This is a genomic window from Ruegeria sp. EL01 (genome assembly GCF_900313035.1).
Classification (GTDB): Bacteria; Pseudomonadota; Alphaproteobacteria; order Rhodobacterales; family Rhodobacteraceae; genus Ruegeria.
Genome location: NZ_OMPS01000041.1, coordinates 83,283 through 108,971, shown reverse-complemented (window position 1 = coordinate 108,971; position 25,689 = coordinate 83,283). Strand labels below are relative to the sequence as shown.

The window sequence follows — 25,689 nt, the reverse complement described above, 5'->3', positions numbered from 1 at the left end:
TCCAGCTTCAGGTCAATTCGCTTGGAAAATGTTCACGCTTCGTGCTAGGCGTTGAAAAAAGATCACATAACCCGAGCAGGCCGAGACAAACTATGCGAATTCTAGGCATTGATCCGGGGTTGAGAACCCTGGGATGGGGCGTCATCGAATCGAATGGCAGCCGCCTGAGCCATGTTGCGAATGGTTTGTGCAAATCCGACGGGGATGACCTAGGCGAGCGGCTGTTGTCGCTGCACAATCAGATTGTGGAAGTGATCGCAGATCATCAACCTGATCAGGCCGCGATCGAACAGACTTTCGTGAACAAGGATGGGGCGGGGACGCTCAAACTGGGTCAGGCGCGGGGCGTGGCGCTGCTGACGCTGGCGCAGGCGGGGTTGCCAGTGGGTGAATATGCTCCGAACCGAGTCAAGAAAACTGTGGTGGGTGTCGGGCATGCCGAGAAAGAGCAGGTCTTGCACATGGTCAAGTTGCAACTGCCTGGTTGCCAACCCAAAGGGGCCGATGCCGCGGATGCGCTGGCGATTGCGATCTGTCATTCCTACTATGGCACTTCTCAACAGGCACGATTGAAAGAGGTGCGGGCATGATCGGAAAACTATCAGGGCGGCTGGACTATCGCGCCGCGGATCACGTGCTGATTGACGTCCGGGGCGTCGGCTATCTGGTCTATTGCTCGGACAGGACCATGGCGGCCTTGCCAGGCGTGGGTGAAGCGATCTCGATCTACACCGACATGGTCGTACGCGAAGACCTGATGCAGCTTTATGGGTTTCTTTCGCTTGTCGAAAAAGAATGGCACCGGCTGTTGTGTTCGGTTCAGGGGGTTGGGGCCAAGGTGTCGCTTGCGATCCTGAGCGCTCTGGGACCCGATGGTGTCAGCCGCGCAATTGCTTTGGGGGACTGGGCTACGGTTAAAGCCGCCAAGGGCGTTGGGCCCAAAACAGCGCAGCGCATCGTGCTGGACCTGAAGGACAAAGCCCCGGGCGTCATGGCGATGGGCGGTACGGTGACCGAGGCGATGGACGGCCCCGCGTTGGACGTAGTCGAGCCGGCTGACCCCACTCCGCTCGCAAAACGAGCGCCAAAACCACCTTCTGGAGCAGCCGCAACGTCAGCTAACGCCTTGTCGGCACTGGCCAATCTGGGATATGGCCCGTCCGATGCGGCCGCGGCGGTGGCCGAAGCTGCGGCGAACCTGCCTGATGCTGGAGAAACAGATCTGATTCGCGCCGCATTGAAACTGCTGGCTCCGAAAGGCTGAGTGAATGGTAGACGCCGATCCCACCCTGCGCCCCGAGCCGTTGCCGGAAGACAATGACCGCGCCCTGCGACCACAGACACTGGATGACTTCATCGGTCAGGCGGAAGCTCGCGCCAACCTGCGCATTTTCATCCAATCCGCCCGTCAACGTGGCGAGGCGATGGATCACACGCTGTTTCACGGCCCTCCAGGGCTGGGCAAGACGACGCTGGCGCAGATCATTGCGCGCGAGCTGGGGGTAAATTTCCGCATGACTTCGGGGCCGGTGCTGGCCAAGGCCGGTGATCTGGCGGCGATCTTGACCAATCTGGAATCACGGGACGTGTTGTTCATCGACGAAATCCACCGGTTGAACCCGGCGGTCGAAGAGGTGCTTTATCCCGCGATGGAGGATTTCGAGCTGGATCTGGTGATTGGCGAAGGGCCGGCTGCTCGGACGGTGCGGATCGAATTGCAGCCCTTTACTCTGGTTGGCGCGACCACCCGGATGGGATTGCTGACCACACCGCTGCGCGACCGTTTTGGTATTCCAACCCGGTTGCAATTCTATGAGGTGGAAGAATTGCACGAGATTGTCACCCGCAATGCCCGTAAACTGGGCGCACCTGCGGATGATGAAGGCGCGTGGGAGATTGCCAGACGCTCGCGCGGGACGCCTCGGATTGCGGGGCGTTTGCTGCGGCGGGTTGTGGATTTTGCCATCGTTGAAGGTGATGGACGCATTACACGAGACCTAGCGGATGGGGCGCTGACCCGGTTGGGCGTCGACAATCTGGGTCTGGATGGGGCGGATCGTCGATATCTGAAGCTGATCGCTGAAAACTATGCTGGCGGTCCTGTCGGGATTGAAACCCTGTCTGCGGCCTTGTCCGAAAGCAGGGATTCGCTGGAAGAAGTGATCGAGCCCTTCCTGTTGCAACAAGGTTTGATCCAACGCACGCCGCGCGGGCGGATGCTGGCGCAAAAGGCGTGGACGCATCTTGGAATGGCCGCGCCCAAGGGGCAGAACGATCTGTTTGGTTGAAGCCGAGGCTCAGAGATTTTATGCCTTCGGCGAGAGTATTTTCGAAAAGATGAAGGATTGCGCGTGACACCCGACGAGATCGAAGCGCTTTTTACACGCGATAGCGGTGAGTTTCTGTTCGCACGTTGGGGCCGACCCATCGTGCCGATTGTCTTTGGTGTCGAAGATGAAACGCTGGCCACGGTGAAAGGCGCTTTCGAGGCCGTCGTGACACTGGTAGGCCACCAGATGGCCGAGACTGACCCAGAACTGGGCGCAAACTGCATGGTCTTCTTCTTTCGCGACTGGCAGGAATTGATAGAAGTGCCGGATCTGGATCGCTTGATCCCGGACCTCGGGCCGTTGGTGGAGCGTCTGATTGCGGCGGGCGCCAATCAATATCGCATCTTTCGATTTGAAGAAGACGGTGCAATCCGCGCGGCCTTTGTGTTTCTGCGGATGGACACCGAGTTGTCAGACGTTCCGGCCGAAACTCTCGCGCTGACCCAGGTGGTGCAGACGATCCTGCTGTGGTCGGACACTGCTTTTCGTAATGCATCGCCTTTGGCCGTGGCGGGGGACGCCACGATCCTGCGACCAGAGATTGCCGGGGTGATCCGTGCTGCATATGATCCGGTTTTGCCGGGGTCGGCGCAGGATAAGTCTCATGCGCTCAGGTTGTTTGCCCGGCTGGAGCAACCTCAATGACACATACCTATCCTGTCCGCGTTTATTATGAAGACACTGATATGGGCGGCGTTGTTTATCACGCGAATTATCTGCGTTACATCGAGCGGGCTCGCTCGGACTGGGTGCGGAAACTGGGCAATGATCAGAACGCCATGCGCGAGGAAGGGATCGTATGGGTCGTGCGTCGCGTTGAAGCGGACTACCTTGCGTCAGCGAAGTTCGAGGACGAACTGGTGGTCGAGACGGAAGTTGTCTCGCTGTCGGGTGTGCGGCTGACCATGTCGCAGCTTGTCCTGCGCGGCGAGACCGAGATTTTTCGCGCCACCGTCACTGCCGTTTGCATCAACCGCACCGGCAAACCGATCCGCCTTCCGGCAGAGATTCGCGCATTGATGTAACAAATTGCGCGACCGGGGTGGTTCTGTTGGCTTTTCGGGACCATCTGCGATAGCGTCTGGCAAAATAAGGCCAGTTAAATGGCCGTCAGGCAAAACAAAGAGCAGGTTCATGGAAGCTGAAACGCTGGCGCTGGCGCAGGAGATCGACTTCTCCATGTGGGGGCTGTTTGCCCGCGCAACTTTTATCGTCAAACTGGTGATGCTGATGCTGGTCGTCGCATCGGGCTGGTCTTGGGCGATCATCATTCAAAAACTCATTAACTACCGGTCTGCGCGTCGCGAGGCGCAAATATTTGATGAGTCCTTCTGGTCCGGAAATCCGCTGGATGAGCTGTTTGAGCAGATCGGATCGCAGCCCGATGGCAGTTCCGAGAAGATTTTTGCCTCTGGCATGATCGAATGGCGCAGGTCGCATCGAAACGATGGTGGGTTGATCGCAGGTGCCACGGCGCGGATCGACCGGTCGATGGATGTCGCCATCGCGAAAGAGGCGGAAACCCTGCAGAAAGGTCTGCCGATCCTGGCGACGGTCGGTTCGACCGCGCCGTTTATCGGCCTGTTCGGGACCGTTTGGGGCATCATGAATGCTTTCATCGAAATCGCCGAGCAGCAAAATACCAACCTCGCCGTTGTTGCGCCGGGTATTGCCGAAGCTTTGTTGGCCACGGGTTTGGGGCTGCTGGCCGCGATTCCGGCGGTGATATTCTACAACAAGCTCAGCGCAGACAGTGATCGCATCGTTGGCGGTTATGAGGCGTTCGCCGACGAATTCGCCACCATCCTATCGCGTCAGTTGGACAGCTGACATGGGTGCGACCGTTCAGCAATCCTCGGGTGACAACGGCCGCAGACGTGGGCGGCGTCGGGGCCGCGCTCAGCCGATGGCCGAGATCAACGTGACCCCGTTTGTCGATGTCATGTTGGTGTTGCTGATCATCTTCATGGTTGCCGCGCCTTTGTTAACCGTGGGTGTGCCTGTGGATCTGCCCAAGACCGCAGCCAGTGCCCTGCCCGGAGACAACGAAGAACCGCTGACAGTGACCCTGACCGCTGAAGGCCGGGTACAGATCCAGACCACGGACGTGCTGCGCGAAGAGTTGATTGGCAAACTGCGTGCGATTGCAGCAGAACGCAGCAGTGACCGCGTATTCCTGCGCGCCGATGGCGCTATTCCCTATTCGCAGGTGATGCAGGTCATGGGCGCGCTGAATGCGGGTGGGTTTTCCAATGTGGGCCTTGTGACCGATACCGGTGGCCCGACGCTGGATGATGGTGGAGAGTGAGGTCGCACGGTGGACACCGGCACCAAGATTTCAGCGATTGCTCATGTGAGTTTGATTGGATGGGCGCTGTTCGGCGGGACCTTCAAGTCAGAACCGCTGCCTATGGCTGTGCAGGATGTGTCCGTGATTAGCGCCGAACAATTCGCGGCCTTGACTGCGCAGCGCAATGCGCCCGAGGTGCCGACCCCGCCCGGCACTTTGCAACAACCTGAAGAACCAGAGCCCCAGGCCAATGCGCCAGAACCGGTTCAGGAAGAACAGCCAAGCCCCGAACCGGTAACGCCGAGGGAACCTGAGCCGGAGGCGGAACCGGAAACGGTCGAAGCCCCACCTGAGCCCGAAGTGATCGAAGAGCCGCCGGTTCTGATCGAGCCTGAAACCGAAACCGCCGCACTGCCTGTCCCTCCGGGGCCCGAGGCACAGCCGCGCCCGGCTGACCGGATTGCACCGGAAGCGATTGCGCCGCCGCCGCCAGAGGCGAAACCGGACGACGTTGAAACGCCACCTGTGTCGCTTGATGAGGGTGCGGAAACCCAGCAGGAACAGCAGGATCAGACAGCGCCCGAAGAAGCCGCGCCGGAGATTGTGACCGAGGCCGAGGAAACCGAGGACCAATCGCCCCGCACGTCGCCGCGTCCGCGGGTGCGGCCCAACAGACCGACACCCCCGGCCGAACCGGTTGTGGCAGAAACACCTGAGCCGGCGCCGGAAACGCCTTCGCAGAACGACGAAGCGGCGATCAACGATGCCTTGACTGAGGCGTTGGAAGGTGGCGCGGAACCTTCGGGCCCACCGCTGACCAGCGGCGAAAAGGATGCGATGCGTGTGGCTGTTTCGCGCTGCTGGAATGTCGGGTCACTTTCGACGGATGCCTTGAACGTGGTCGTCGTGGTTGGGTTTTCGCTGAACCGAGACGGCACAGTTGTGGGCAACAGTGTACGCAAACTCGACAGCTCTGGCGGGTCGTCTGCTGCTGAGGGCCAAGCTTACGAGGCCGCACGACGCGCGGTTTTACGCTGCGGGTCCAAAGGTTACGATCTGCCTGCTGACAAATACGACCAGTGGCAGGATATTGAGATTACATTCAATCCCGAGAGGATGCGGATCAAATGATGAAACTTCTGACAAGCCTCGTTCTTGGCCTGACGCTATTGTCGGCACCGGTACATGCTCAGAGTGGCCCTCTTCGTCTGGAGATCGACGAAGGGATCATCGAACCGATGCCCTTTGCCGTTCCGAACTTTGTTCCGGATGATGCATCGGCCGCGCAATACGCCACGGATATCTCCCGTGTTGTTGCAGCAGATTTGACGGGGACAGGGCTGTTCCGGGAAATATCCTCGGATGCGTTCATCAGCCGGGTCAGCAGCTTTGATGCGCCGGTTCAGTTTGCTGACTGGAAGGCGATCAACGCGCAGGCCCTTGTTACGGGTGCGGTCAACGTTTCGGGTCAGCGTCTGACTGTTCGGTTCCGGGTTTGGGATGTGTTCTCGGGTCAGGAACTTGGGGATGGTCTGCAACTGGCCGGAACAACTGATGGCTGGCGGCGTATGGCGCACAAGGTTGCCGATCAGGTCTACAGCCGGATCACGGGAGAGGGTGGTTACTTTGACAGCCGTGTCGCGTTTGTCTCTGAAAGCGGGCCAAAGAACCAGCGCCTCAAGCGTTTGGCGATCATGGATTACGACGGTGCGAATGTGCAGTATCTGACGGACAGCGCCGCGATTGTGCTTGCGCCACGGTTCTCGCCCTCTGGCGACCGGCTGCTATACACCAGCTACGAAAGCGGTAGCCCGCGCATCTATGTTCTGGACGTAGGCAAAGTGCAGCGACAAGAACTGAAAACCCAGGACGGCACCATGAGCTTTTCGCCCCGGTTCTCACCTGATGGGCGGTCGATTGTGTACTCGCTGATCCAGGGCGGAAATACGGATCTGTGGAGGATGGATCTGGCCTCGGGTCAAAGTGCGCGGCTGACCAATACGCCAGCGATCGAGACCGCGCCAAGCTATTCGCCGGATGGCAGCCAGATCGTGTTTGAAAGCGACCGCTCGGGGACACCTCAGCTTTATGTCATGCCGGCCAATGGCGGCGAGGCGACGCGCATCAGCTTTGGGCAGGGGCGCTATGGCACACCCGTCTGGTCGCCGCGCGGAGATTTGATTGCCTTTACCAAGCAAAACAAAGGTCGGTTCCACATCGGCGTCATGCGGACAAATGGTGATGAAGAACGGTTGCTGACATCCTCTTTCCTGGATGAGGGGCCCACCTGGTCCCCCAATGGCCGGGTGATCATGTTTACCCGCGAAACGCAGGGTGCCAGCGGCCGCGCCACCTTGTACTCGGTGGATATCTCGGGCCGTAATCTGCGGCCGGTGCGCACGCCCGATGGTGGCAGCGATCCCTCCTGGGGGCCGTTGCAGAATTGATCGCTGCCGAGGCGCGGCAAAGTTCACAACAATACGCTGCTGTGGTAGACAGGCGGCAATAATCAAAACACGAGGCACTTGAAATGAACGTATTGGGCAAAATCCTGGCATTGGGCGCGCTGAGTGTGATCGCCGCCTGTTCAAACAATGATCCTTCGGCACTGGGTGGTGGCGCTGGTGGCAGTGGCGCAATTGTGCCAGGCTCACCCAGTGATCCGCGCTCACCCGCGTATTTTCAGCAGACGGTTGGTGACCGGGTCCTATTCTCGGTGGATCAGTCGACATTGACGCCGCAGGCCAAAACCACTCTGCAGGGGCAGGCCGAATGGCTTTTGGCGAACTCGGATTATGTGGCCAAAATCGAAGGCCACGCGGATGAACAAGGCACCCGTGAATACAACCTTGCTTTGGGCGCACGTCGGGCAAACGCAGCACGGGAATTCCTGATCTCACGAGGGGTTGCGGGCAACCGTTTGCAAACCGTGAGCTATGGCAAGGAACGCCCGATTGAGATTTGCAGCACCGAGGAATGCTATTCCAAGAACCGCCGCGCGGTCACGGTGCTGACTGGTTCAACATTGGGGTGAGACAATGCGAGTTGCAGGATGGGTCTTGGCCGCGGTTGTGGCAACAGCTGGCGTAGCACAAGCACAGGATCAACAAACGCTGGCGGATATCCGGCAGGAACTGACGGTGTTACATGTCGAAATTCAACGCCTCAAGCGCGAGTTTTCAACCACCGGATCACCGGCGCCGAACCTGTCGGGCAGTTCGGTTTTGGAAAGGGTTGATGCGATCGAGGCCGAACTTCAGCGTCTGACGCGTCAGACCGAACAATTGAACCAGCGCGTGCAGAACGTTGTCACCGACGGCACCAATAGGATCGGAGACCTTGAATTCCGGCTTGTTGAGTTGGAAGGCGGTGATCTATCGACATTGGGCGAGACTTCTACGTTGGGAGGTGAAAGCCAAACTGACGTCGTCGTTGCGCCCACACCCTCTGAGCCTTCGGATTCGGGTCAGGGAGAACTGGCAGTCGGTGAACGCGCCGATTTCGACGCGGCATCTCAGGCGCTGGCGGATGGTGATTTTCAAACCGCCGCCACCATGTTTGCGCAGTTTGACACGTCTTACCCCGGTAGCCCACTGGCGCCCGAAGCAAACCTGAAACGCGGTCAGGCGCTGGAAGGGATGGGCGACACGCGCGAGGCGGCGCGGGCTTTTCTTGCCAGCTTTACAGGCGATTCCGAAGGGACGTTTGCGCCCGAGGCTTTGTTTGAACTTGGCGCTGCTCTGGGGCGACTGGGGCAAACCGATCAGGCCTGCATCACACTCAGCGAAGTTGGTGTGCGTTTCCCATCCTCGGTCACCGCATCAAGCGCCACGCAGGAGATGTCGTCGCTGGGGTGCTCTTGAGCAGCGACGCAGACAGCTTACGTTCTGACCTTCGCGCGCGGCTTCCCAAGATTCTGCCGAACCGTCTTGGTGTCGCGGTTTCGGGTGGCGGCGATTCGGTCGCGCTGATGCATCTGTTGCACGAGATCGCGCAAGCGGAAGGAATCGAACTGCGTGCTGCTACTGTCGATCACGGCTTGCGCGCTGCTTCAGCGGATGAGGCCCAAACCGTTGCGGAACATGCAGGACGATTGGGGATCTTGCATGATACGCTCTGTTGGCGTGGGTGGGATCAAATCGGCAACTTGCAGGACCATGCCCGTCAGGCCCGGTATTCTTTGCTGACAAACTGGGCCCGCGATCAGGACATCACTGCCATTGCACTGGGGCATACGGCTGATGATCAGGCCGAAACTGTTTTGATGCGATTGGGTCGGGCCGCAGGTGTGACGGGGCTGTCGGCCATGTCAGCCATGCGTTCTCAGGATGGGATTCAGTTGCTTCGCCCGCTGTTGGATGTGACGCGCCAGAGGTTACGCAATTATCTGACCGAGATCGATGTCAGTTGGATCGAAGATCCTTCGAATCAGGACGCGCGCTTTGACCGGATAAAGGCGCGAAAAGCCTTGCAGGATCTTGAACCTGTAGGAATTACGCCAGAAGTTTTGGTACGGGTCGCTGAAAACCTTGCACAAGCGCGTGAGGCCCTGGCGGTCTTTGCGCAGGAATCCGCGCGCAAAATCGCATCTGTGAGCCATGGTGATGTGGTGCTGGATCGCGCAGGGTTTGGCGAACTGCCTGATGAAATTCAACGGCGTATTTTGGTGGGGGCCGTCTTGTGGATCGCCGGGGCAGGGTATCCGCCGCGGCGAACAGCAGTTGAACAGGCGACCAAGGCCGTCCTGACCGGACAAGCCGGGTCAATCGGCGGCTGCCTTTTGGTGCCAAAGGGTAATAAAGCTTGGATTTGCAGGGAATTCAGGGTCATTGAGGGGCTGGCCGCCCCCATCGGTGAACGTTGGGATGGACGCTGGGTTATGTCGGGACCCAAGGCGAAAACAGCAGAAATTCGGGGGCTTGGCGAGGACGGTCTGTTGCAACTGCCGGACTGGCGCGCAACTGGCAGGCCGCGCCTTGCCTTGAAGTCTTCACCTGCGATTTGGCAGGGAGAAGACCTGCTTGCGGCACCATTGGCGGGACATCCAAACGGATGGCGCGCTGAACTGACCTCGGATTGGCCCGAGTTTCACGCGTCGCTTTTATCGCATTGAACCTGCCACAATCCTCTCTATTTTAAGAAGTAACCCGGCAGATCCCCATCTGCCGTAATCTTTTGGGAGAATTTCCTTGGGCAACGCTCGCAATATCGCCTTTTGGGTCGTTCTGTTTCTGCTGATCCTTGCACTGTTCAATTTGTTCAGCGGACCGGGCGGAACGCTTCAGAGCAATGAAAGAACCTATTCTGACTTTGTCACTGCCGTGCAGGGGGGCGACGTCAAGAATGTGACCCTTGATGGTGAACAGATCCGCTACACGACCGAAAGCGGTGGCACCTATGTCACCATCAAACCGGGCGATGCCGAAGTAACCAAGCTTCTGATCGACGAGAACATTCCGGTTCGGGCTGAAAAGCAGCAGCAATCAGGCTTCCAATCGTTCCTGATCACGCTTCTGCCCTTCTTGCTACTGATCGGCGTCTGGGTCTATTTCATGAACCGGATGCAAGGTGGCGGCAAAGGCGGTGCGATGGGCTTTGGCAAGTCCAAAGCCAAGATGCTGACCGAAAAACATGGTCGTGTGACCTTTGACGATGTAGCTGGCATTGACGAGGCCAAGGAAGAGCTGGAAGAGATCGTTGAATTCCTGCGCAACCCGCAGAAATTCTCGCGTCTTGGTGGCAAGATCCCCAAAGGCGCGTTGCTGGTTGGCCCTCCGGGCACCGGTAAGACGCTTCTAGCCCGCGCCATTGCGGGTGAGGCCGGTGTGCCATTCTTCACCATCTCGGGTTCTGACTTTGTCGAAATGTTCGTCGGAGTTGGTGCATCTCGTGTGCGCGACATGTTCGAGCAGGCCAAGAAAAACGCGCCCTGTATCGTGTTCATTGATGAGATCGACGCTGTAGGTCGCCATCGTGGTGCGGGTTATGGCGGTGGTAACGATGAACGCGAACAGACCCTCAACCAGTTGCTGGTCGAGATGGACGGGTTCGAGGCCAACGAAGGTGTGATCATCCTGGCGGCCACCAACCGTAAGGACGTTCTGGACCCCGCACTGCTGCGTCCGGGCCGGTTTGACCGTAACGTGACCGTCGGCAACCCCGACATCAAAGGTCGTGAGAAGATTCTGGGGGTTCACGCTCGCAAGACGCCTCTGGGCCCTGATGTCGATCTGCGCATCATCGCGCGTGGTACGCCGGGCTTTTCGGGTGCCGATCTGGCCAACCTCGTGAACGAGGCTGCGCTGATGGCCGCACGCGTGGGCCGTCGCTTTGTCACCATGGAAGATTTTGAGAACGCCAAAGACAAGGTGATGATGGGGGCAGAGCGACGCTCTATGGTGCTGACCCAGGACCAGAAAGAAAAAACTGCCTATCACGAGGCTGGCCACGCCGTTGTTGGCCTGTCGCTGCCGCTATGTGATCCTGTCTATAAAGCGACGATCATCCCGCGCGGTGGTGCGTTGGGTATGGTGGTGTCGCTGCCCGAAATGGATCGACTGAACTATCACCGGGATGAGTGCGAACAAAAGCTGGCAATGACCATGGCTGGCAAGGCCGCCGAGGTCATCAAATACGGCGAAGATCACGTCTCGAACGGTCCTGCTGGCGATATCATGCAGGCCAGCCAACTGTCGCGCGCCATGGTGATGCGCTGGGGCATGTCGGATAAAGTTGGGAATATCGATTACGCCGAGGCACATGATGGTTACTCAGGCAACACGGCCGGGTTCTCGGTTTCGGCGCACACCAAGGAACTGATCGAGGAAGAGGTGAAGCGCCTGATCCAACAGGGATATGAACGCGCCCACCAGATCCTGTCCGAACAAGGTGAGGAATGGGAGCGGTTGGCGCAGGGCCTGCTAGAATACGAAACGCTGACCGGTGACGAGATCAAGCGCGTCATGAATGGTGAGCCGCCCAGTGAAAACGACGATGAAGGGGACACCCCTGATGAGGGCAGCGCACCCAGCGTGACCGCGATTCCCAAGACCAAAGTCAAAAAGTCTCCGCCCGAGGGCGGGATGGAGCCGGAACCCACGGCGTAGTGACAAAGACCCGGGCCTTGTCCCGGGTCTTTTCATTTTCCCTTTTCATCAGATCGCATCAGGTCAATATGGCGGGCGAATATCTTCCAAAGGGGTACACATGCCGGTCTTGCGCGAAACAGAGTTTGTAGGTGAAATCGTCTGGCTGGGTCATGTCCCTGCAGGTAAGTCGTTGCGCGCCCAAACGGTGAGTGCATTAAACCTTGGGTTCTCCGGTGAAGGAGGGGCCCGGCACGAAGGCATCACTCGTGCATCCTGCGTGCGGGTCAAGAACCTTTATCCGCAGGGCACTGAAATCCGAAATGTCCGCCAGCTTTCTGTTCTATCAGCCGAAGAGCTTGATGCGATTGCGCTTAAGATGGGGCTGGAGCAGCTGGATCCGTCGCATTTGGGGGCTTCGATCGTTTTGCGCGGCATTCCCGATTTCACCCATATTCCACCATCTTCGCGGTTGCAGGCCGCCAACGGTCTGACAATAACGGTTGATATGGAAAACCGCCCCTGCGTATTGCCAGGGCGCGAGATTGAAGTGGATCAACCGGGGTATGGCGCGGCGTTCAAACCCGCAGCGCACGGGCGTCGTGGTGTAACAGCTTGGGTGGAACGACCAGGTGTGCTTAGGTTGGGGGACACGATGACACTGTTCGTTCCCGATCAGCGCAATTGGGTGCAATAGAGTCCTCCGGTTTCCGATTGGCGACCTCAGTTGTACCCTGACGCCGTTTCACGGTATGAAAATGTCGGAATCCACATCCACTGAAATTGTACACAACGGTATGGATTGCACAGCACCGACGCGCCGCGTCGGTTTTGCACGGCATTCAATCAGGGACCCTGCCCATGAGTTATAAATCTGACATTGAGATTGCGCGTGAGGCGCAGAAGCAACCGATTCAGGAGATTGGTGGTAAGATTGGCATTTCCAGCGATGATCTGCTGCCTTACGGGCATGACAAGGCGAAGGTGAGCCAGGAGTTTATCAACTCGGTTCAGGGTCGTGAAGACGGCAAGCTGATTCTGGTGACGGCGATCAACCCGACGCCTGCGGGTGAGGGCAAGACGACGACGACGGTTGGTCTGGGCGATGGTCTGAACCGCATCGGCAAGAACGCGATGATCTGTATTCGTGAGGCTTCGTTGGGTCCGAACTTCGGGATGAAGGGCGGCGCTGCGGGGGGTGGTTATGCGCAGGTTGTTCCGATGGAGGACATGAACCTGCACTTCACCGGGGATTTCCACGCGATTACCTCGGCGCATTCGCTGTTGTCGGCGATGATCGACAACCACATCTACTGGGGCAACGCGTGTGAAATCGACACCCGCCGCGTCGCGTGGCGTCGTGTGGTCGACATGAACGACCGGGCGCTGCGTCAGATCACGGCGTCTTTGGGCGGTGTCAGCAACGGCTTCCCGCGGGAAACCGGCTTTGACATCACCGTTGCGTCCGAGGTGATGGCGATCCTGTGCCTGGCCAATGACCTGAAAGATCTGGAAAAGCGTCTGGGTGACATCATCGTGGCCTATCGCCGCGACAAGACAGCCGTCTACTGCCGCGACATCCAGGCCGCAGGCGCGATGACGGTGCTGCTGAAGGACGCGATGCAGCCGAACCTGGTGCAGACGCTGGAAAACAACCCGGCCTTTGTCCATGGCGGTCCGTTTGCGAATATCGCGCATGGCTGTAACTCGGTCATTGCCACCAAGACCGCTCTGAAAGTGGCCGACTACGTCGTGACCGAAGCGGGCTTTGGGGCCGATCTGGGTGCCGAGAAGTTCATGAACATCAAGTGCCGCAAGGCGGGCATCGCGCCGTCGGCGGTGGTGCTGGTCGCCACCGTGCGCGCGATGAAGATGAATGGCGGCGTGGCCAAGGCTGAGCTGGGCGCCGAAAATGTTGATGCGGTCAAGTCGGGCTGCGCCAACCTGGGCCGTCACATCGAGAACGTGAAGTCGTTCGGCGTGCCGGTTGTGGTTGGGATCAACCACTTCGTCACCGACACCGAGGCGGAAGTTCAGGCCGTGAAAGACTATTGTGCCGAGCACGGGGTCGAGGCGGTTCTGTCGCGCCACTGGGAACTGGGTTCGGAAGGCTCGGCACCTTTGGCCGAGAAGGTTGTGGAAATCGTCGAAGGCGGCAGCGCCAACTTCGCGCCGATCTACCCCGATGACATGCCGCTGTTCGAAAAGATCGAAACCATCGCCAAGCGCATCTATCGCGCTGACGAGGTTCTGGCCGACACCAAGATCCGCAACCAGCTGAAGGAATGGGAAGACGCCGGATACGGCAACCTGCCGGTCTGCATGGCGAAAACCCAGTATTCCTTCTCGACCGATCCGACCCTGCGCGGCGCGCCCACCGGCCATTCGGTTCCGGTGCGCGAGGTGCGCCTGTCCGCCGGTGCCGGCTTTGTCGTGGTGGTCTGCGGTGAGATCATGACCATGCCCGGTCTGCCACGCAAACCAGCTGCCGAGAGCATCTGCCTCAATGACGCAGGTGAGATCGAAGGCTTGTTCTAAGCTGCCGAATAAGACATCTCGTGGTCCGGGGAATCCCCGGGCCATGAGGAGACGAACATGCCCACTCTGACATCGCCACAGGACTGTCTTTCCATGCGGGAATTGCGGGTTCAGATCGACAGGCTGGACCGCCAGTTGATCGAATTGTTGGTGACCCGCGCAGGTTATATCGACCGCGCGTCAGAGCTGAAACCGGGCGAGGGCTTGCCCGCCCGCATCCCGGATCGGGTGGAAGATGTGGTGCAGAAGGTGCGCGCCAGCTCGACTGAGATGGGGATGGACCCCGATCTTGCCGAGACGCTGTGGCGCAGTCTGATTGACTGGTCGATTGCACGTGAGGAACGTGTGCTCGGCCCCGAGTAAAGACCGGGCGCGCTCTGCGCCCGTTTGGGTTTTGAAAGAAGGGATCAAAGGATGGTAGCGCAGGTTATCGACGGAAAGGCCTTTGCCGCCAAGGTGCGCGCGCAGGTGGCCGATCAGGTTGCAAAGCTGAAAGAGGAAAACGGCATCACGCCGGGTCTGGCCGTGGTTTTGGTGGGCGAAGACCCGGCCAGCCAGGTCTATGTCCGTTCCAAGGGCAAGATGACCGTTGAGGTCGGCATGAACTCTTACGAACACAAGCTGGATGTCGACACGTCCGAGGCGGACCTGCTGGCGCTGATCGACACGCTGAACAACGACCCGGCAGTGCATGGGATTCTGGTGCAATTGCCACTGCCCAAGCATCTGAACGAAGACCTGGTGATCAACTCGATTGATCCCGCCAAGGATGTGGACGGGTTCCATATCTCCAACGTGGGTCTGCTGGGCACCGGTCAGAAGTCGATGGTGCCCTGCACCCCGCTGGGTTGTTTGATGATGCTGCGCGACCACCATGGATCCCTGTCGGGCATGGACGCGGTTGTCATTGGCCGCTCGAACATCGTCGGTAAGCCGATGGCGCAGTTGCTGCTGGGCGACAGCTGCACCGTGACCATCGGGCATAGCCGCACCAAGGACCTGCCCGATGTGGTCCGCCGCGCCGACATCGTCATCGCCGCCGTGGGCCGCCCGGAAATGGTGCCCGGAGACTGGATCAAAGAGGGCGCCACGGTCATCGACGTGGGCATCAACCGCATCGACGCGCCCGAAAAAGGTGAAGGCAAAACCCGCCTCGTCGGCGACGTCGACTACGCCAGCGCGTCCCAACACGCCGGCGCCATCACCCCCGTTCCCGGCGGCGTCGGCCCCATGACAATCGCCTGCCTCCTCGCAAACACCCTAACCGCAGCATGCCGCGCTAACAAACTACCAGAACCTGAAGGCCTAACGGCCTAAGCGCTGCTACCGACCAATGGCCGGGCAGTAGCTGCCGTATCTCGGTATGGGGATGCCTCTGGATCAGCGGTTCTGGGGCAGAATACGCCGATGGAGAATTGCTGTACGCATATGACGGACCAGAACGCACAGGAGCATGGAACAACGCAGGACCGGTGCGCCCGGACGAGGTCGATTGCTTGCAGGGCAGTGCGATTTCGGGCTCATTGGGCGCAGGGGGTGGCCATCTCTTGGTGTGATGTTCAGAGGGCCAGATAGCCAATTCCAGCAAATGCTATGACACAGCCAAACCATTGGCTGGACGCCATGGTTTCCTTCAATACGGCCCATGCAAGAACAACAGTCAGCATCCCAAATACTGAGGCCGCGACAGAGGCGAACTGGGCATTTGGCAGCCCTCCGGCTGCAACCACGCTAAGAATTGCGACAGCGTCCAACACACCCATCAGACATAACAGAGGCAAGGCCCGCATCCCCGGCCAAATCGACTTGCGAGATGCAATGGCGATCAAGGCCAGTGCAAGGATCGCTGTGATCCGGCCGATCAGCGAAACGGTGAATTCATCGCTGAGTTCAGTGGCATATTGACCCAGAGCAAATGCTGCGGCGAACCCGATTGCAGCAAGTAATGACAACACGATGGTTGGTCCGGCGGCAGGGTAATTGGCCTCGTTGCTTTCGGATCGGGCGGCGACGATGGACACTCCAATGCCAATTGCGATCACAGCAAGCCAGTGCCCTGCAGTGACCGCGGAGCCGCGCCATATTGCGAGGATCACCGACAAAACCGGGTAGCTGGCTACAAGTGGGGCTACTAATCTGACCGGCCCACGCTGAAACGCCGTATACATGCTAAGACCCGCCAGAAGGTAAAACCCGCCAGTCAGGATAGCGTAAGAAACCGCCGTGCTGGTTTGTGGGCCGAAATCTCGCAACGCGACCACCAAACCAAACTGGAGCATGGCACCGAAAACCAACACAGCCATGAGCGAGGCAATCACGCTCACCGATTGGCTGATATACCGAACCGCCAGATCGTGAACACCCCAGCACATCGCAGCCAGCAGACCAAGCGCCAGCGCACTCATGTGAACAGCTCTGATGTCGGGACACTTCCGATCGACATCTCTCCAGTTAGTGATCGAAGCCGCGCCAACATGCCACTGTTGATAAACTTATTTTCCTGTTATGCAATATTATTGGCAATGAAGACCCGGAGACCCGACGCATGTCATCTGCTTTGGATCAACTTGGCGGCGAAAAACAACTGCGTGCTGTTGTCGAACGGTTTTACGACCGTATGGAAACTGACCCGGCAGCCCATTCACTGCACCGGTTACATTTTCGCGGCCATGGGCTGAATCATACCAGGCAGGCTCAGTTCGAATTTCTGAGCGGTTTTCTAGGTGGGCGGTCCTACTATCGTGAGCGTTTTGGTCACATGGATCTGCGAGAAATCCACGCTCATGTGCCGATACGCGAAGCCGATGCAGAGCTTTGGCTGGATACCTTTGATGCGGCTTTGGACGATTGCGGCATAGACGGTCCGGTTGTCGATAAGATGCGCGCCACGCTGCGCCGGGCTGCATTGATGTTGGTCAATGATGTGCCCGATTGGCGGGTTGAAGATGATGCGGGAAGAGACGTGGAAGCACCCGGCTAAGCGGATGTATAATTCTGCGTTCCCACTCCTGACCCCATAAATATTAATCAGATCTGACGCAAATTCGCGTAGATCTCAGACGTCATCCTGAATTGATCATCGGCAATTTTGTCGCTTTCCATTGACATGGTATGCGCCGCGTCAGTTGACCTCAGCCAGTTGACGGCACATTGATGATTGGCCGGATCATTCATCCAGGACTTTATGGTACCCTGAACAAGCTCGGGGTGAAACTGAACGCCCCACGCGCAGTCTGAGACGCGCAATGCCTGAATGGCGCAACCCGCGGACTGCGCCAGAACTGCCGAGCCGGGCGGCAGTTCGATCGCCTCGACCCCATGCCATTGAAGCACTTCGAATTGCCCGGGAAAGGAACCGAAAAGCGGATCACATTGCGCGTTGATATGCAGATCAACAGGCAGCACACCGATTTCGGGCTGTACCATAGGGGCACATCGTCCGCCAAGCGCATCAACCAACAGTTGATGGCCCAGACAAATGCCAAAATACGGTCGCTTCAAGTCCCGAACCCACGTCTTGATGGCCTGTTTCTCTGCGATAAGCCAAGGATGGGTCTCGGTTTCCCAGACGTCCATCGGACCGCCCAGAACAAGCAACAGATTGAAGTTTGCCAAATCGGGTACTGGCTGCCGATCATAAAGGCGAACAATCCGGGCAGTGTCGCCATTCGACGAGATATGTTCAAGAAACGCGCCCGGATTTTCACCTGGCGTATGTTGGAAGATTAGAACATTCATGCGGCTAAAGTAGCAGTTTGGTTAAAGAAGATAGGGCCGCAGATCAAACTGCGGCCCTGATTGTCGTCTGGTTCAAAGGATCAGATATCCAGCGTGTGTTCTTTTTCCCATCGCGAGAAGTGCGACACGAACGAGTTCCATTCCTGATGCTTCATTTTGAGGAACGCGCTTGAGAATTCCTGACCCATCATCGCCTTCAGCTCGGTGTCCTTGTCATAGTCACGCAGGGCGTCGAGCATATTAAGCGGCAGCTTGGGGGCGTCGGTCACGGTGTGGCCCTCGGCATACATGTCGATATCGTATCGACGTCCCGGATCGGCCTTGTTGTGGATGCCGGACAAGCCAGCGGCAATGATGACCGCCTGCAGCAAGTAGGGGTTGGTTGCCCCATCGGGTAGACGCAACTCGAAACGGCCGGGTCCTGGTACACGGACCATGTGGGTACGGTTGTTGCCTGTCCAGGTCACCGTGTTGGGCGCCCATGTTGCGCCCGACATGGTGCGCGGCGCATTGATGCGCTTGTAGGAATTCACTGTCGGGTTGGTGATCGCCGCCAGCGCGCTGGCATGTTTCATGATACCGCCAAGGAAATACTTGCCCTGTTCGCCCAAGCCCACCTCGCCAGTGGGGCCGTCGCCTTCGCCCGCGAAGACGTTGGTTTTTGCCGCATCACCCGGTGCATCCCATACCGAGATATGGGCATGGCAACCATTGCCGGTCAGCCCCTCGACGGGCTTTGGCATGAAAGTGGCGCGCAACCCGTGCTTTTCGGCCACCGATTTTGTCATGAACTTGAAGAAGGAATGCTTGTCGGCCGTGCGCAGGACGTCATCAAATTCCCAATTCATCTCGAACTGGCCATTCGCATCTTCGTGGTCGTTTTGATACGGGCCCCAGCCCAGTTCCAGCATGTAGTCGCAAATCTCACGAACCACATCATAGCGGCGCATTACCGCCTGTTGGTCATAGCAGGGCTTCTCGGCAGTATCGAACGGGTCGCTGATCTGCTCGCCATCCGGGGTCAGCAGGAAAAACTCGGCCTCAATGCCAGTTTTTACATGCAAACCTTCACTGGCGGCCTCATCAATCAACCGCCGCAGCACGTTGCGCGGCGCCTGAGCTACATCCTGACCCTCCATCACACAGTTGCCCGCGACCCAGGCTACTTCGGGTTTCCACGGCAATTGAATGACCGAAGACGGATCAGGAACCGCCAGCATATCCGGATGGGCCGGGGTCATATCCAACCAGGTCGCAAACCCGGCAAAGCCTGCGCCGTCTTCCTGCATGTCGGCAATTGCCTGCGCGGGTACCAGTTTAGCCCGCTGTCCACCGAACAGATCGGTGAACGAGATCATGAAGTATTTGACGCCTTTTTCTTTTGCGAAAGCTGCGAGATCTGTCGTCACGATTGCTTTCCTTTCCCTGTTGAATTTTAGTTTTTCAAAGCAAAAACGCGGCCCCCATCAGGGAGCCGCGCAGCATCTATTCAGAACCCTTCCTTACCGGGGTACCAACTGGTTCCCGCCAGCGGCACCCGCGCCATGGCGGCGGCCTCCATTGTCAGGGCACACAAGTCCTCGGGCTCGAGGTTGTGCAGGTGATTGTGCCCACAGGCGCGCGCGATAGTCTGCGCCTCAAGCGTCATAACTTTCAGGTAGTTACGTAGCCTGCGGCCCGCATCGACTGGGTCCAGACGTGCGGCCAGGTCGGGGTCCTGCGTGGTGATACCCGCCGGGTCCTGTCCTTCGTGCCAATCGTCATATGCACCGGTTGTTGTGCCCAGCTTCTGGTATTCGGTTTCCCATTTGGGATCGTTGTCCCCGAGGGCAACCAGAGCGGCCGTACCGATAGCAACCGCATCTGCACCCAGCGCCAAAGCCTTGGCCACATCGGCCCCGGTGCGGATCCCGCCCGAGATAACCAACTGCACCTCACGATGCACGCCTAGGTCCTGCAACGCCTGAACGGCGGGGCGTATGCAAGACAAAGTAGGAAGTCCGACATGTTCGATAAACACGTCCTGCGTAGCCGCCGTACCACCCTGCATGCCATCCATGACAACAACGTCGGCGCCAGCTTTTATGGCCAAAGCAGTGTCGTAATAAGGGCGTGTCGCACCAACTTTGACATAGATCGGCACTTGCCAATCGGTGATCTCGCGCAACTCGAGGATTTTAATCTCAAGATCGTCCGGGCCGGTCCAGTCGGGATGGCGACAGGCCGAGCGCTGGTCAATGCCTTTGGGCAGGGTGCGCATCTCGGCCACGCGGTCGCTGATCTTCTGACCCAGCAGCATACCGCCGCCGCCGGGTTTAGCGCCTTGGCCAACCACAATTTCAATTGCATCAGCCTTGCGCAGATCGTTCGGGTTCATGCCGTAACGCGAAGGCAAATACTGATAGACCAGCTTGGTCGAATGGCCGCGTTCCTCTGGTGTCATGCCACCGTCACCGGTGGTGGTTGACGTGCCCGCTGCGGATGCGCCGCGGCCCAAAGCTTCTTTCGCCGGGCCGGACAGGGCACCAAAGCTCATGCCTGCAATGGTGATCGGGATATCCAGCTCGATCGGCTTTTTGGCAAAGCGGGTGCCCAACGTTACTGAGGTATCGCAACGTTCGCGATAACCCTCCAACGGATAGCGCGATACCGACGCACCCAGAAACAGCAGATCGTCGAAATGAGGTACTTTTCGTTTGGCCCCCCCCCCACGAATGTCATAGATGCCGGTCGCAGCGGCGCGACGGATCTCGGCATTGATCGGGTTGGAAAATGTCGCCGACTGGATCGGCAGGGTGCGGGGGATCTGATCGTCCATATCTTTCATACCCTTCTTCCTCAGTAAGCGGCGGCGTTATCAACGTCGAAATTATAAAGCTGACGGGCCGAACCATAGCGTTTGAACTCTTCTGGCTTGGCGTCGCTGCCCGCGCGGGCCAGCAGATCCCTCAGGATATCCAGATGCTCGGGACGCATATCCTTCTCGATGCAATCCGCGCCGAGGCTCTTGACCGAACCACGTACGAACAGCCGGGCTTCGTAGAGTGAATCCCCCAGCGCATCCCCTGCGTCCCCGCATACAACCAGATTGCCGTCCTGTGCCATGAAGGCGGACATGTGGCCGATGTTGCCATGCACGACGATATCGATCCCTTTCATTGAGATGCCGCAGCGCGAGCTGGCATTACCTTTGATCACCAGCAATCCGCCATGGCCGGTCGCTCCGGCGTATTGGCTGGCGTCACCATCGACGATGACCTGACCGGACATCATGTTTTCGGCCACGCCCGGACCAACAGAGCCTTCGACCTTTATGGTTGCCTGCTGGTTCATCCCGGCACAATAATACCCGGTCGAGCCTTTGACCGTCACCTCAATCGGTGCGTCCAGCCCAACTGCAATGGCGTGGCTTCCCTTGGGGTTTACCACCTGCCAGCTTGTCTGGTTTGTCTCGCCGCGCTGCTTTTGCAGGGTCGAGTTCAGGCCCCGCAGTCCTTCTGCTTCAAGGTCATAGGTCTGCATTTCACGCGGCCTTTTCTTGGGATGTAGGGCTGTCATTGTGGGACCAGAAATAGACGGTGGCCGGTTCGGGTTCCCAAACACGTGCATCTTCAATGCCAGGCAAATTCACCAACGCGCGATATTCGCTGCCAAAGGCCACATATTGATCTGTCTCTGCCATAACGGCCGGCTTGCAGGCAATTGGATCGCGGACAACACCAAAGCCATCTTTGGTACCCACTACAAAGGTGAAAAACCCATCCAGATCATCCAGGCTGGATTGCAGGGCCTCGCCCAAAGTAGCCCCATTCATCATTTTCCATGTCAGATAGGCAGCACCAACTTCGGTGTCATTTTCAGTCTGAATAGTGACGCCTTCACGGCGCAGCTTGCGGCGCAATGAGTTATGGTTGGACAACGACCCGTTATGAACCAGACACTGGTCTGATCCGGTGTTGAACGGATGAGCGCCCATTGTCGTCACGGCGGATTCCGTCGCCATGCGTGTGTGCCCGATCCCATGAGTCCCGGTCATGCCACTCAGGTTGAACCGGTCTGCCACATCCTTGGGCAGGCCAACCTCTTTGTAAATCTCGAGGCTTTCGCCACGGCTCATAATGCGCACGGAAGGCCGGATTTCAGCCAGGGCGGAGCGTGCAGCTTCAAATTGCCCGGCGGGGATTTCCAGCACTGTATGCGTGTCGTTGTCCGTCTGCGTTACCGCCACGCCCAGGCTTTTGCCCAGCTCTTCGGCCAACCCGACAAAGTCATCGTCAGCATTGGGCGATTGAAGCGTGATCTTGGCTTTTCCAATGGAACCGTCGCCATAGATGGCAATTCCGGCGCTATCGGGGCCGCGATCCGTCATCGTGATCAGCATGTCTGTCAGCATACTACCCAGTTCGGGTGCAAGAGACTGGTCTTTGAGGAATAATCCAACAATTCCGCACATGGCTGGCAGATCTCCTTGTGTGTTTCGTTATGATTCGACGCTACCAACAAAATCGCAGGACATCAATAATCATAGGAAAATAATTTTCCTTAGAGGCAATGGGCGAAATATCGAATTTTGCGCCCATTGCCAGCGTTTGCAGTAAGTCAGTAGCGCTCCAACTGCGCTTTCACCTTCTCTTCGTCTCCGGTATGGCGTGCCTTTTCAAGGTGCTCGCCTTCCCGGACAAATTGGATGCGATGCCAGCCGATCCAGAAGACAACACCGATGATGACCATCAGGACTTCGTAACCCTGAAAGGGATAAACCGGTCCAACTTCGGCCAGATCGACTGCCCAGCTTGTGTATCCGTTTGTTGACATAACTACTCTCCCTATTTTGCGGCTACGCCGCGGGCGGCCAGCTCTTCTTTGTCGGCTTTGATGATCGCTGCTTTGGCGTCCTCGTAGGCATGATGCTCAGCGTAATCGAGGCCTTGAAGTTCAACTTCTTCCGGGATCCGCAGGACACCGGCAGCCGCCTGCATTTTGGCCACGATCCAGCCGGGCAGGAAACCCAGAACAAAGAACATGATGATCGCGCCAGTGATCTGGCCAATCGGATTGATTGTGGCATAGCCCTCGTATGGGGATGACGGAACACCCCAAAGGACGAAGCCCGAAATCACCAGCCCGACGACTCCGGCGTATCCATGGACAGCAACAGCACCCACGGCATCGTCCAGTTTGAACCGGCGTTCCACCCAGTAATGCAGTTTGTATACGATCACGACGCCGATTGCGGCGATGATCATCGCTTGGATCGGATGGTACAGATCATTGCCAGCCGACGCAGTGATAATACCAGCAAGCCCGCCTGAGAAGGTCCAGAACGCATCGCCTTTGGAGATCACATAGGCAGCCATCAATCCACCAGACAGCGACATCAGGAAGTTGAAGGTGATCGCCGATAGCGTTGTTGGGGCCAGATAGATGTTGGTCGCCGTCCAGGTCACTCCGGTGATCTGACCGTCAATAACTTCGGGCGCGATAATGGGCACATTGCATGCGGCATAAAATCCCCAGAACCCAGTATAGATCAGGAAAATCCCGATCGTCAGCAACCACGGATTATGCGGTGGGATATCCCGTGGCGTTCCGTCCTTGGCGAATTTGCCCAGGCGCGGGCCCAGAACCATGATCACACCAAGTGCGTAACCGCCTGCGATTGCGTGGATAACGCCCGATGCATAGGCATCGTGGTATCCAAGAACGCGCACCATCCAGCCAGCATAGTGCCAACCCCATGCGGCATCGATGATCCAGAAGACCGATCCGATCAAAACCGCATGTACCCAGAGCGCCGAAGATCTGATCCGTTCGATTACAGAGCCCGAAACGATCGACGCCGCAGTCCATGAGAACAGCAGGAATGCCGCCCAAAAGACCCCTGTGATTCTATCACCCAGATTGGTCGCCATCGTGTCAGCCCAAGGCAGATTTGCTGCACCAGCTGCAGTGTCCAGACCACCCCAGAACGGAAAGTTCGGAAAAGCCCAGTAGATCCACCATCCAAAGAAGAAGAATGTGACCGTCACCAGCGGTATGATCATGATGTTTTTCATCAATGTGTGCATATGGTTACGGGCGCGGCTGGCGCCTACCTCGTACATGCAAAAGCCCACATGGATGAGGAACATGAATACGACCGTTACCCAGTAGTAAAACTCGGTAAAGACCGTCGTGAGTGCGTTTAGATTACCATCCACTTCGTAGTCTCCCTGTTGTTGCAGTAGGAAATCCCTCTCCGAAGATTTTCCTGCTGGGAAATATAGTACACTCAGGGGACAATTTCATCGACCGTCTGTCAATAGATATGTGAGGCAAACATCTTTTGCTCCGCTGCCTCTAACGTGTTTGGCCATGTGATATTTTGCACTAACGCCGTGCAAAAACGTAATTATGCCGGCTCTTGGCAGGTATCTTTAGGGTGCAATAATTGCAGGCAAATATTCCCATCAGGAAAAAAATCTGCACGTAAGTGTTGATTTTCAGTCTGACATCGGTCTCAATATGCCAACAAAAGCAACCAACGGGAGACATGAACCATGGCCATTCTCTGGAGGACGTCTGCTCTGGCGCAGCGTCACGCCGAAATCGGCGGCGAGCTTGAAGACTGGAACGGGATGGGAACCGCATGGTTTTACGACCACAGTCCCGAGCGCGCCAAAGCCGATTATGAGGCCATCCGCACCAAAGCGGGTTTGATGGATGTCTCGGGTCTGAAAAAGGTTCATGTGGTTGGTGAAGACGCGGCCCATGTCATCGACCGGGTTACGACCCGGAACGTAGAAAAGATCATGCCGGGTCGGTCCACGTATGCCTCGATTCTGGATGCAAAAGGCAAATTCGTAGATGATTGCATTATCTACCGTTTGTCGGTGAACACATGGCTTGTTGTACACGGAACCGGAACAGGTATGGAGCAGCTGACATCGGTGGCGGCGGGCAAGAACTGCTCGGTCATTTTCGATGACGACATGCACGACATGTCGTTGCAGGGACCCGTGGCCGTGGATTTCCTGGCCAAGCATATTCCCGGGATTCGCGATCTGGCCTATTTCGGCATTATGCAGACCAAGCTTTATGGCTGCCCGGTCATGATCTCGCGCACTGGCTACACCGGCGAGCGTGGCTACGAGATTTTCTGTCAGGCCAAGCATGCCGTGCATTTGTGGGACAATATACTGGCCGAGGGCAAGGATATGGGCATCGTCCCGGTTCAGTTCTCGACGCTCGATTTGCTGCGCACCGAAAGCTACCTGCTGTTCTATCCCGGTGACAACTCAGAAACCTATCCGTTCGAAGGCGAGGCCTGTGGCGACACGCTATGGGAGTTGGGTTTGGAATTCACCGTCTCGCCCGGGAAAACAGGATTTATCGGTGCCGAGAACCACTATGCTGCAGAAGGCAAAGAGCGATTCAAGATTTATGGCGTCAAGCTTGAGGGCACGACACCGGCGGATGAGGGCGCAGACCTGCTGCAAAACGGCGAAAAGGTCGGTGTTGTCACCTTTGGTATGTACTCCGAAATCAATGGCCACAATGTTGGTATCGCACGGATGCCGGTAGGCTGTGCAGCGCCGGGTACCAAGCTGACGGTTCGCAATGGTGATGGAACCGAGATCGCGGCAACGGCGGAAGAGATGCCGTTCTATGACAAGGATAAGGCCATCCGTACCGCAAAAGGCTGATATTCAGGGGCCGCTACGGAGAA

At 57.7% G+C, this 25,689-nt stretch carries 27 protein-coding genes; 19 read left to right on the top strand and 8 right to left on the bottom strand.

Annotation, left to right across the window (positions count from 1 at the left end):
- Positions 1 to 92: 92 nt before the first annotated feature.
- From ruvC to folD, 17 genes are all read left to right on the top strand, one after another.
- On the top strand, positions 93 to 590 hold the full coding sequence (gene ruvC / locus D9K61_RS16425) for a crossover junction endodeoxyribonuclease RuvC (RefSeq protein WP_120634281.1): 498 nt from the start codon (positions 93 to 95) through the stop codon (positions 588 to 590).
- Positions 587 to 1,264 carry a Holliday junction branch migration protein RuvA gene (ruvA, locus tag D9K61_RS16420; RefSeq protein ID WP_120634280.1) on the top strand — a complete coding sequence of 226 codons (678 nt, stop codon included), beginning with the start codon at positions 587 to 589 and terminating at the stop codon, positions 1,262 to 1,264. Before ruvC ends, ruvA begins: the two co-directional genes overlap by 4 nt.
- A 4-nt stretch (positions 1,265 to 1,268) precedes the next feature.
- Complete coding sequence (gene ruvB / locus D9K61_RS16415; RefSeq protein ID WP_120634279.1) at positions 1,269 to 2,288, top strand: Holliday junction branch migration DNA helicase RuvB; 1,020 nt, start codon at positions 1,269 to 1,271, stop codon at positions 2,286 to 2,288.
- Positions 2,289 to 2,351: 63 nt separating this feature from the next.
- Positions 2,352 to 2,975: a hypothetical protein gene (locus D9K61_RS16410; protein WP_120634278.1), complete on the top strand. Its 624-nt coding sequence runs from the start codon at positions 2,352 to 2,354 to the stop codon at positions 2,973 to 2,975.
- A complete protein-coding gene (gene ybgC, locus D9K61_RS16405) occupies positions 2,972 to 3,355 on the top strand; it encodes a tol-pal system-associated acyl-CoA thioesterase (RefSeq protein WP_120634277.1) in 384 nt (127 codons plus the stop codon). The genes D9K61_RS16410 and ybgC overlap by 4 nt, the downstream gene beginning before the upstream one ends.
- Positions 3,356 to 3,464: 109 nt before the next feature.
- On the top strand, positions 3,465 to 4,160 hold the full coding sequence (gene tolQ / locus D9K61_RS16400; RefSeq protein ID WP_120634276.1) for a protein TolQ: 696 nt from the start codon (positions 3,465 to 3,467) through the stop codon (positions 4,158 to 4,160).
- Between the two features lies 1 nt (position 4,161).
- Complete coding sequence (gene tolR / locus D9K61_RS16395; protein ID WP_120634275.1) at positions 4,162 to 4,638, top strand: protein TolR; 477 nt, start codon at positions 4,162 to 4,164, stop codon at positions 4,636 to 4,638.
- 9 nt (positions 4,639 to 4,647) lie between these two features.
- Complete coding sequence (locus tag D9K61_RS16390) at positions 4,648 to 5,751, top strand: energy transducer TonB (protein ID WP_120634274.1); 1,104 nt, start codon at positions 4,648 to 4,650, stop codon at positions 5,749 to 5,751.
- Positions 5,748 to 7,067, top strand: coding sequence for a Tol-Pal system beta propeller repeat protein TolB (tolB, locus tag D9K61_RS16385; protein ID WP_120634273.1), 1,320 nt, complete (start codon positions 5,748 to 5,750; stop codon positions 7,065 to 7,067). Before D9K61_RS16390 ends, tolB begins: the two co-directional genes overlap by 4 nt.
- Positions 7,068 to 7,150: 83 nt before the next feature.
- Positions 7,151 to 7,654 (top strand): peptidoglycan-associated lipoprotein Pal, encoded by a 504-nt coding sequence (pal, locus tag D9K61_RS16380; protein WP_120634272.1) that lies wholly within the window; start codon positions 7,151 to 7,153, stop codon positions 7,652 to 7,654.
- A gap of 4 nt (positions 7,655 to 7,658) precedes the next feature.
- The gene (gene ybgF, locus D9K61_RS16375; protein WP_120634271.1) at positions 7,659 to 8,483 is read left to right on the top strand and encodes a tol-pal system protein YbgF; all 825 of its coding nucleotides are present in this window, start codon (positions 7,659 to 7,661) and stop codon (positions 8,481 to 8,483) included.
- Positions 8,474 to 9,733: a tRNA lysidine(34) synthetase TilS gene (gene tilS / locus D9K61_RS16370; RefSeq protein ID WP_371688481.1), complete on the top strand. Its 1,260-nt coding sequence runs from the start codon at positions 8,474 to 8,476 to the stop codon at positions 9,731 to 9,733. Before ybgF ends, tilS begins: the two co-directional genes overlap by 10 nt.
- Before the next feature lie 76 nt (positions 9,734 to 9,809).
- Positions 9,810 to 11,726 (top strand): ATP-dependent zinc metalloprotease FtsH, encoded by a 1,917-nt coding sequence (gene ftsH, locus D9K61_RS16365; protein ID WP_120634270.1) that lies wholly within the window; start codon positions 9,810 to 9,812, stop codon positions 11,724 to 11,726.
- 100 nt (positions 11,727 to 11,826) lie between these two features.
- Positions 11,827 to 12,402 (top strand): MOSC domain-containing protein, encoded by a 576-nt coding sequence (locus D9K61_RS16360; protein WP_120634269.1) that lies wholly within the window; start codon positions 11,827 to 11,829, stop codon positions 12,400 to 12,402.
- A gap of 164 nt (positions 12,403 to 12,566) precedes the next feature.
- Complete coding sequence (locus D9K61_RS16355) at positions 12,567 to 14,243, top strand: formate--tetrahydrofolate ligase (RefSeq protein ID WP_120634268.1); 1,677 nt, start codon at positions 12,567 to 12,569, stop codon at positions 14,241 to 14,243.
- 57 nt (positions 14,244 to 14,300) lie between these two features.
- Entirely contained in the window at positions 14,301 to 14,606 is a 306-nt protein-coding gene (locus tag D9K61_RS16350; RefSeq protein WP_120634267.1) for a chorismate mutase, read from the top strand.
- Positions 14,607 to 14,657: 51 nt separating this feature from the next.
- Positions 14,658 to 15,560, top strand: coding sequence for a bifunctional methylenetetrahydrofolate dehydrogenase/methenyltetrahydrofolate cyclohydrolase FolD (gene folD / locus D9K61_RS16345; RefSeq protein WP_120634266.1), 903 nt, complete (start codon positions 14,658 to 14,660; stop codon positions 15,558 to 15,560).
- A 242-nt stretch (positions 15,561 to 15,802) separates the two neighbouring features.
- Here the strand turns inward: folD and D9K61_RS16340 are convergent, their stop codons facing one another.
- The gene (locus tag D9K61_RS16340) at positions 15,803 to 16,648 is read right to left on the bottom strand and encodes a DMT family transporter (RefSeq protein ID WP_120634265.1); all 846 of its coding nucleotides are present in this window, start codon (positions 16,646 to 16,648) and stop codon (positions 15,803 to 15,805) included.
- A 140-nt stretch (positions 16,649 to 16,788) separates the two neighbouring features.
- Here D9K61_RS16340 and D9K61_RS16335 point away from each other — a divergent pair, with 140 nt between their 5' ends.
- A complete protein-coding gene (locus tag D9K61_RS16335; protein ID WP_120634264.1) occupies positions 16,789 to 17,223 on the top strand; it encodes a group II truncated hemoglobin in 435 nt (144 codons plus the stop codon).
- A 47-nt stretch (positions 17,224 to 17,270) separates the two neighbouring features.
- Here D9K61_RS16335 and D9K61_RS16330 read toward each other — a convergent pair whose 3' ends face one another.
- The 7 genes from D9K61_RS16330 to D9K61_RS16300 form a co-directional block, all read right to left on the bottom strand.
- Positions 17,271 to 17,981 (bottom strand): type 1 glutamine amidotransferase, encoded by a 711-nt coding sequence (locus D9K61_RS16330; protein WP_120634263.1) that lies wholly within the window; start codon positions 17,979 to 17,981, stop codon positions 17,271 to 17,273.
- 80 nt (positions 17,982 to 18,061) lie between these two features.
- Positions 18,062 to 19,390, bottom strand: a complete 1,329-nt coding sequence (glnT, locus tag D9K61_RS16325) for a type III glutamate--ammonia ligase (RefSeq protein ID WP_120634262.1) — start codon at positions 19,388 to 19,390, stop codon at positions 18,062 to 18,064.
- An 80-nt stretch (positions 19,391 to 19,470) separates the two neighbouring features.
- Positions 19,471 to 20,799 carry an FMN-binding glutamate synthase family protein gene (locus D9K61_RS16320; RefSeq protein ID WP_120634504.1) on the bottom strand — a complete coding sequence of 443 codons (1,329 nt, stop codon included), beginning with the start codon at positions 20,797 to 20,799 and terminating at the stop codon, positions 19,471 to 19,473.
- Positions 20,800 to 20,819: 20 nt separating this feature from the next.
- A complete protein-coding gene (locus tag D9K61_RS16315; protein WP_120634261.1) occupies positions 20,820 to 21,503 on the bottom strand; it encodes a protein GlxC in 684 nt (227 codons plus the stop codon).
- Between the two features lies 1 nt (position 21,504).
- On the bottom strand, positions 21,505 to 22,434 hold the full coding sequence (locus tag D9K61_RS16310; protein WP_120634260.1) for a glutamine amidotransferase family protein: 930 nt from the start codon (positions 22,432 to 22,434) through the stop codon (positions 21,505 to 21,507).
- Positions 22,435 to 22,580: 146 nt separating this feature from the next.
- Complete coding sequence (locus tag D9K61_RS16305; RefSeq protein WP_120634259.1) at positions 22,581 to 22,796, bottom strand: hypothetical protein; 216 nt, start codon at positions 22,794 to 22,796, stop codon at positions 22,581 to 22,583.
- 11 nt (positions 22,797 to 22,807) lie between these two features.
- Entirely contained in the window at positions 22,808 to 24,181 is a 1,374-nt protein-coding gene (locus D9K61_RS16300; protein ID WP_120634258.1) for an ammonium transporter, read from the bottom strand.
- A 339-nt stretch (positions 24,182 to 24,520) separates the two neighbouring features.
- On the opposite strand from D9K61_RS16300, the gene D9K61_RS16295 reads away from it, so the two are divergent.
- Positions 24,521 to 25,666, top strand: a complete 1,146-nt coding sequence (locus D9K61_RS16295) for an aminomethyltransferase family protein (protein WP_120634257.1) — start codon at positions 24,521 to 24,523, stop codon at positions 25,664 to 25,666.
- Positions 25,667 to 25,689: the final 23 nt, after the last annotated feature.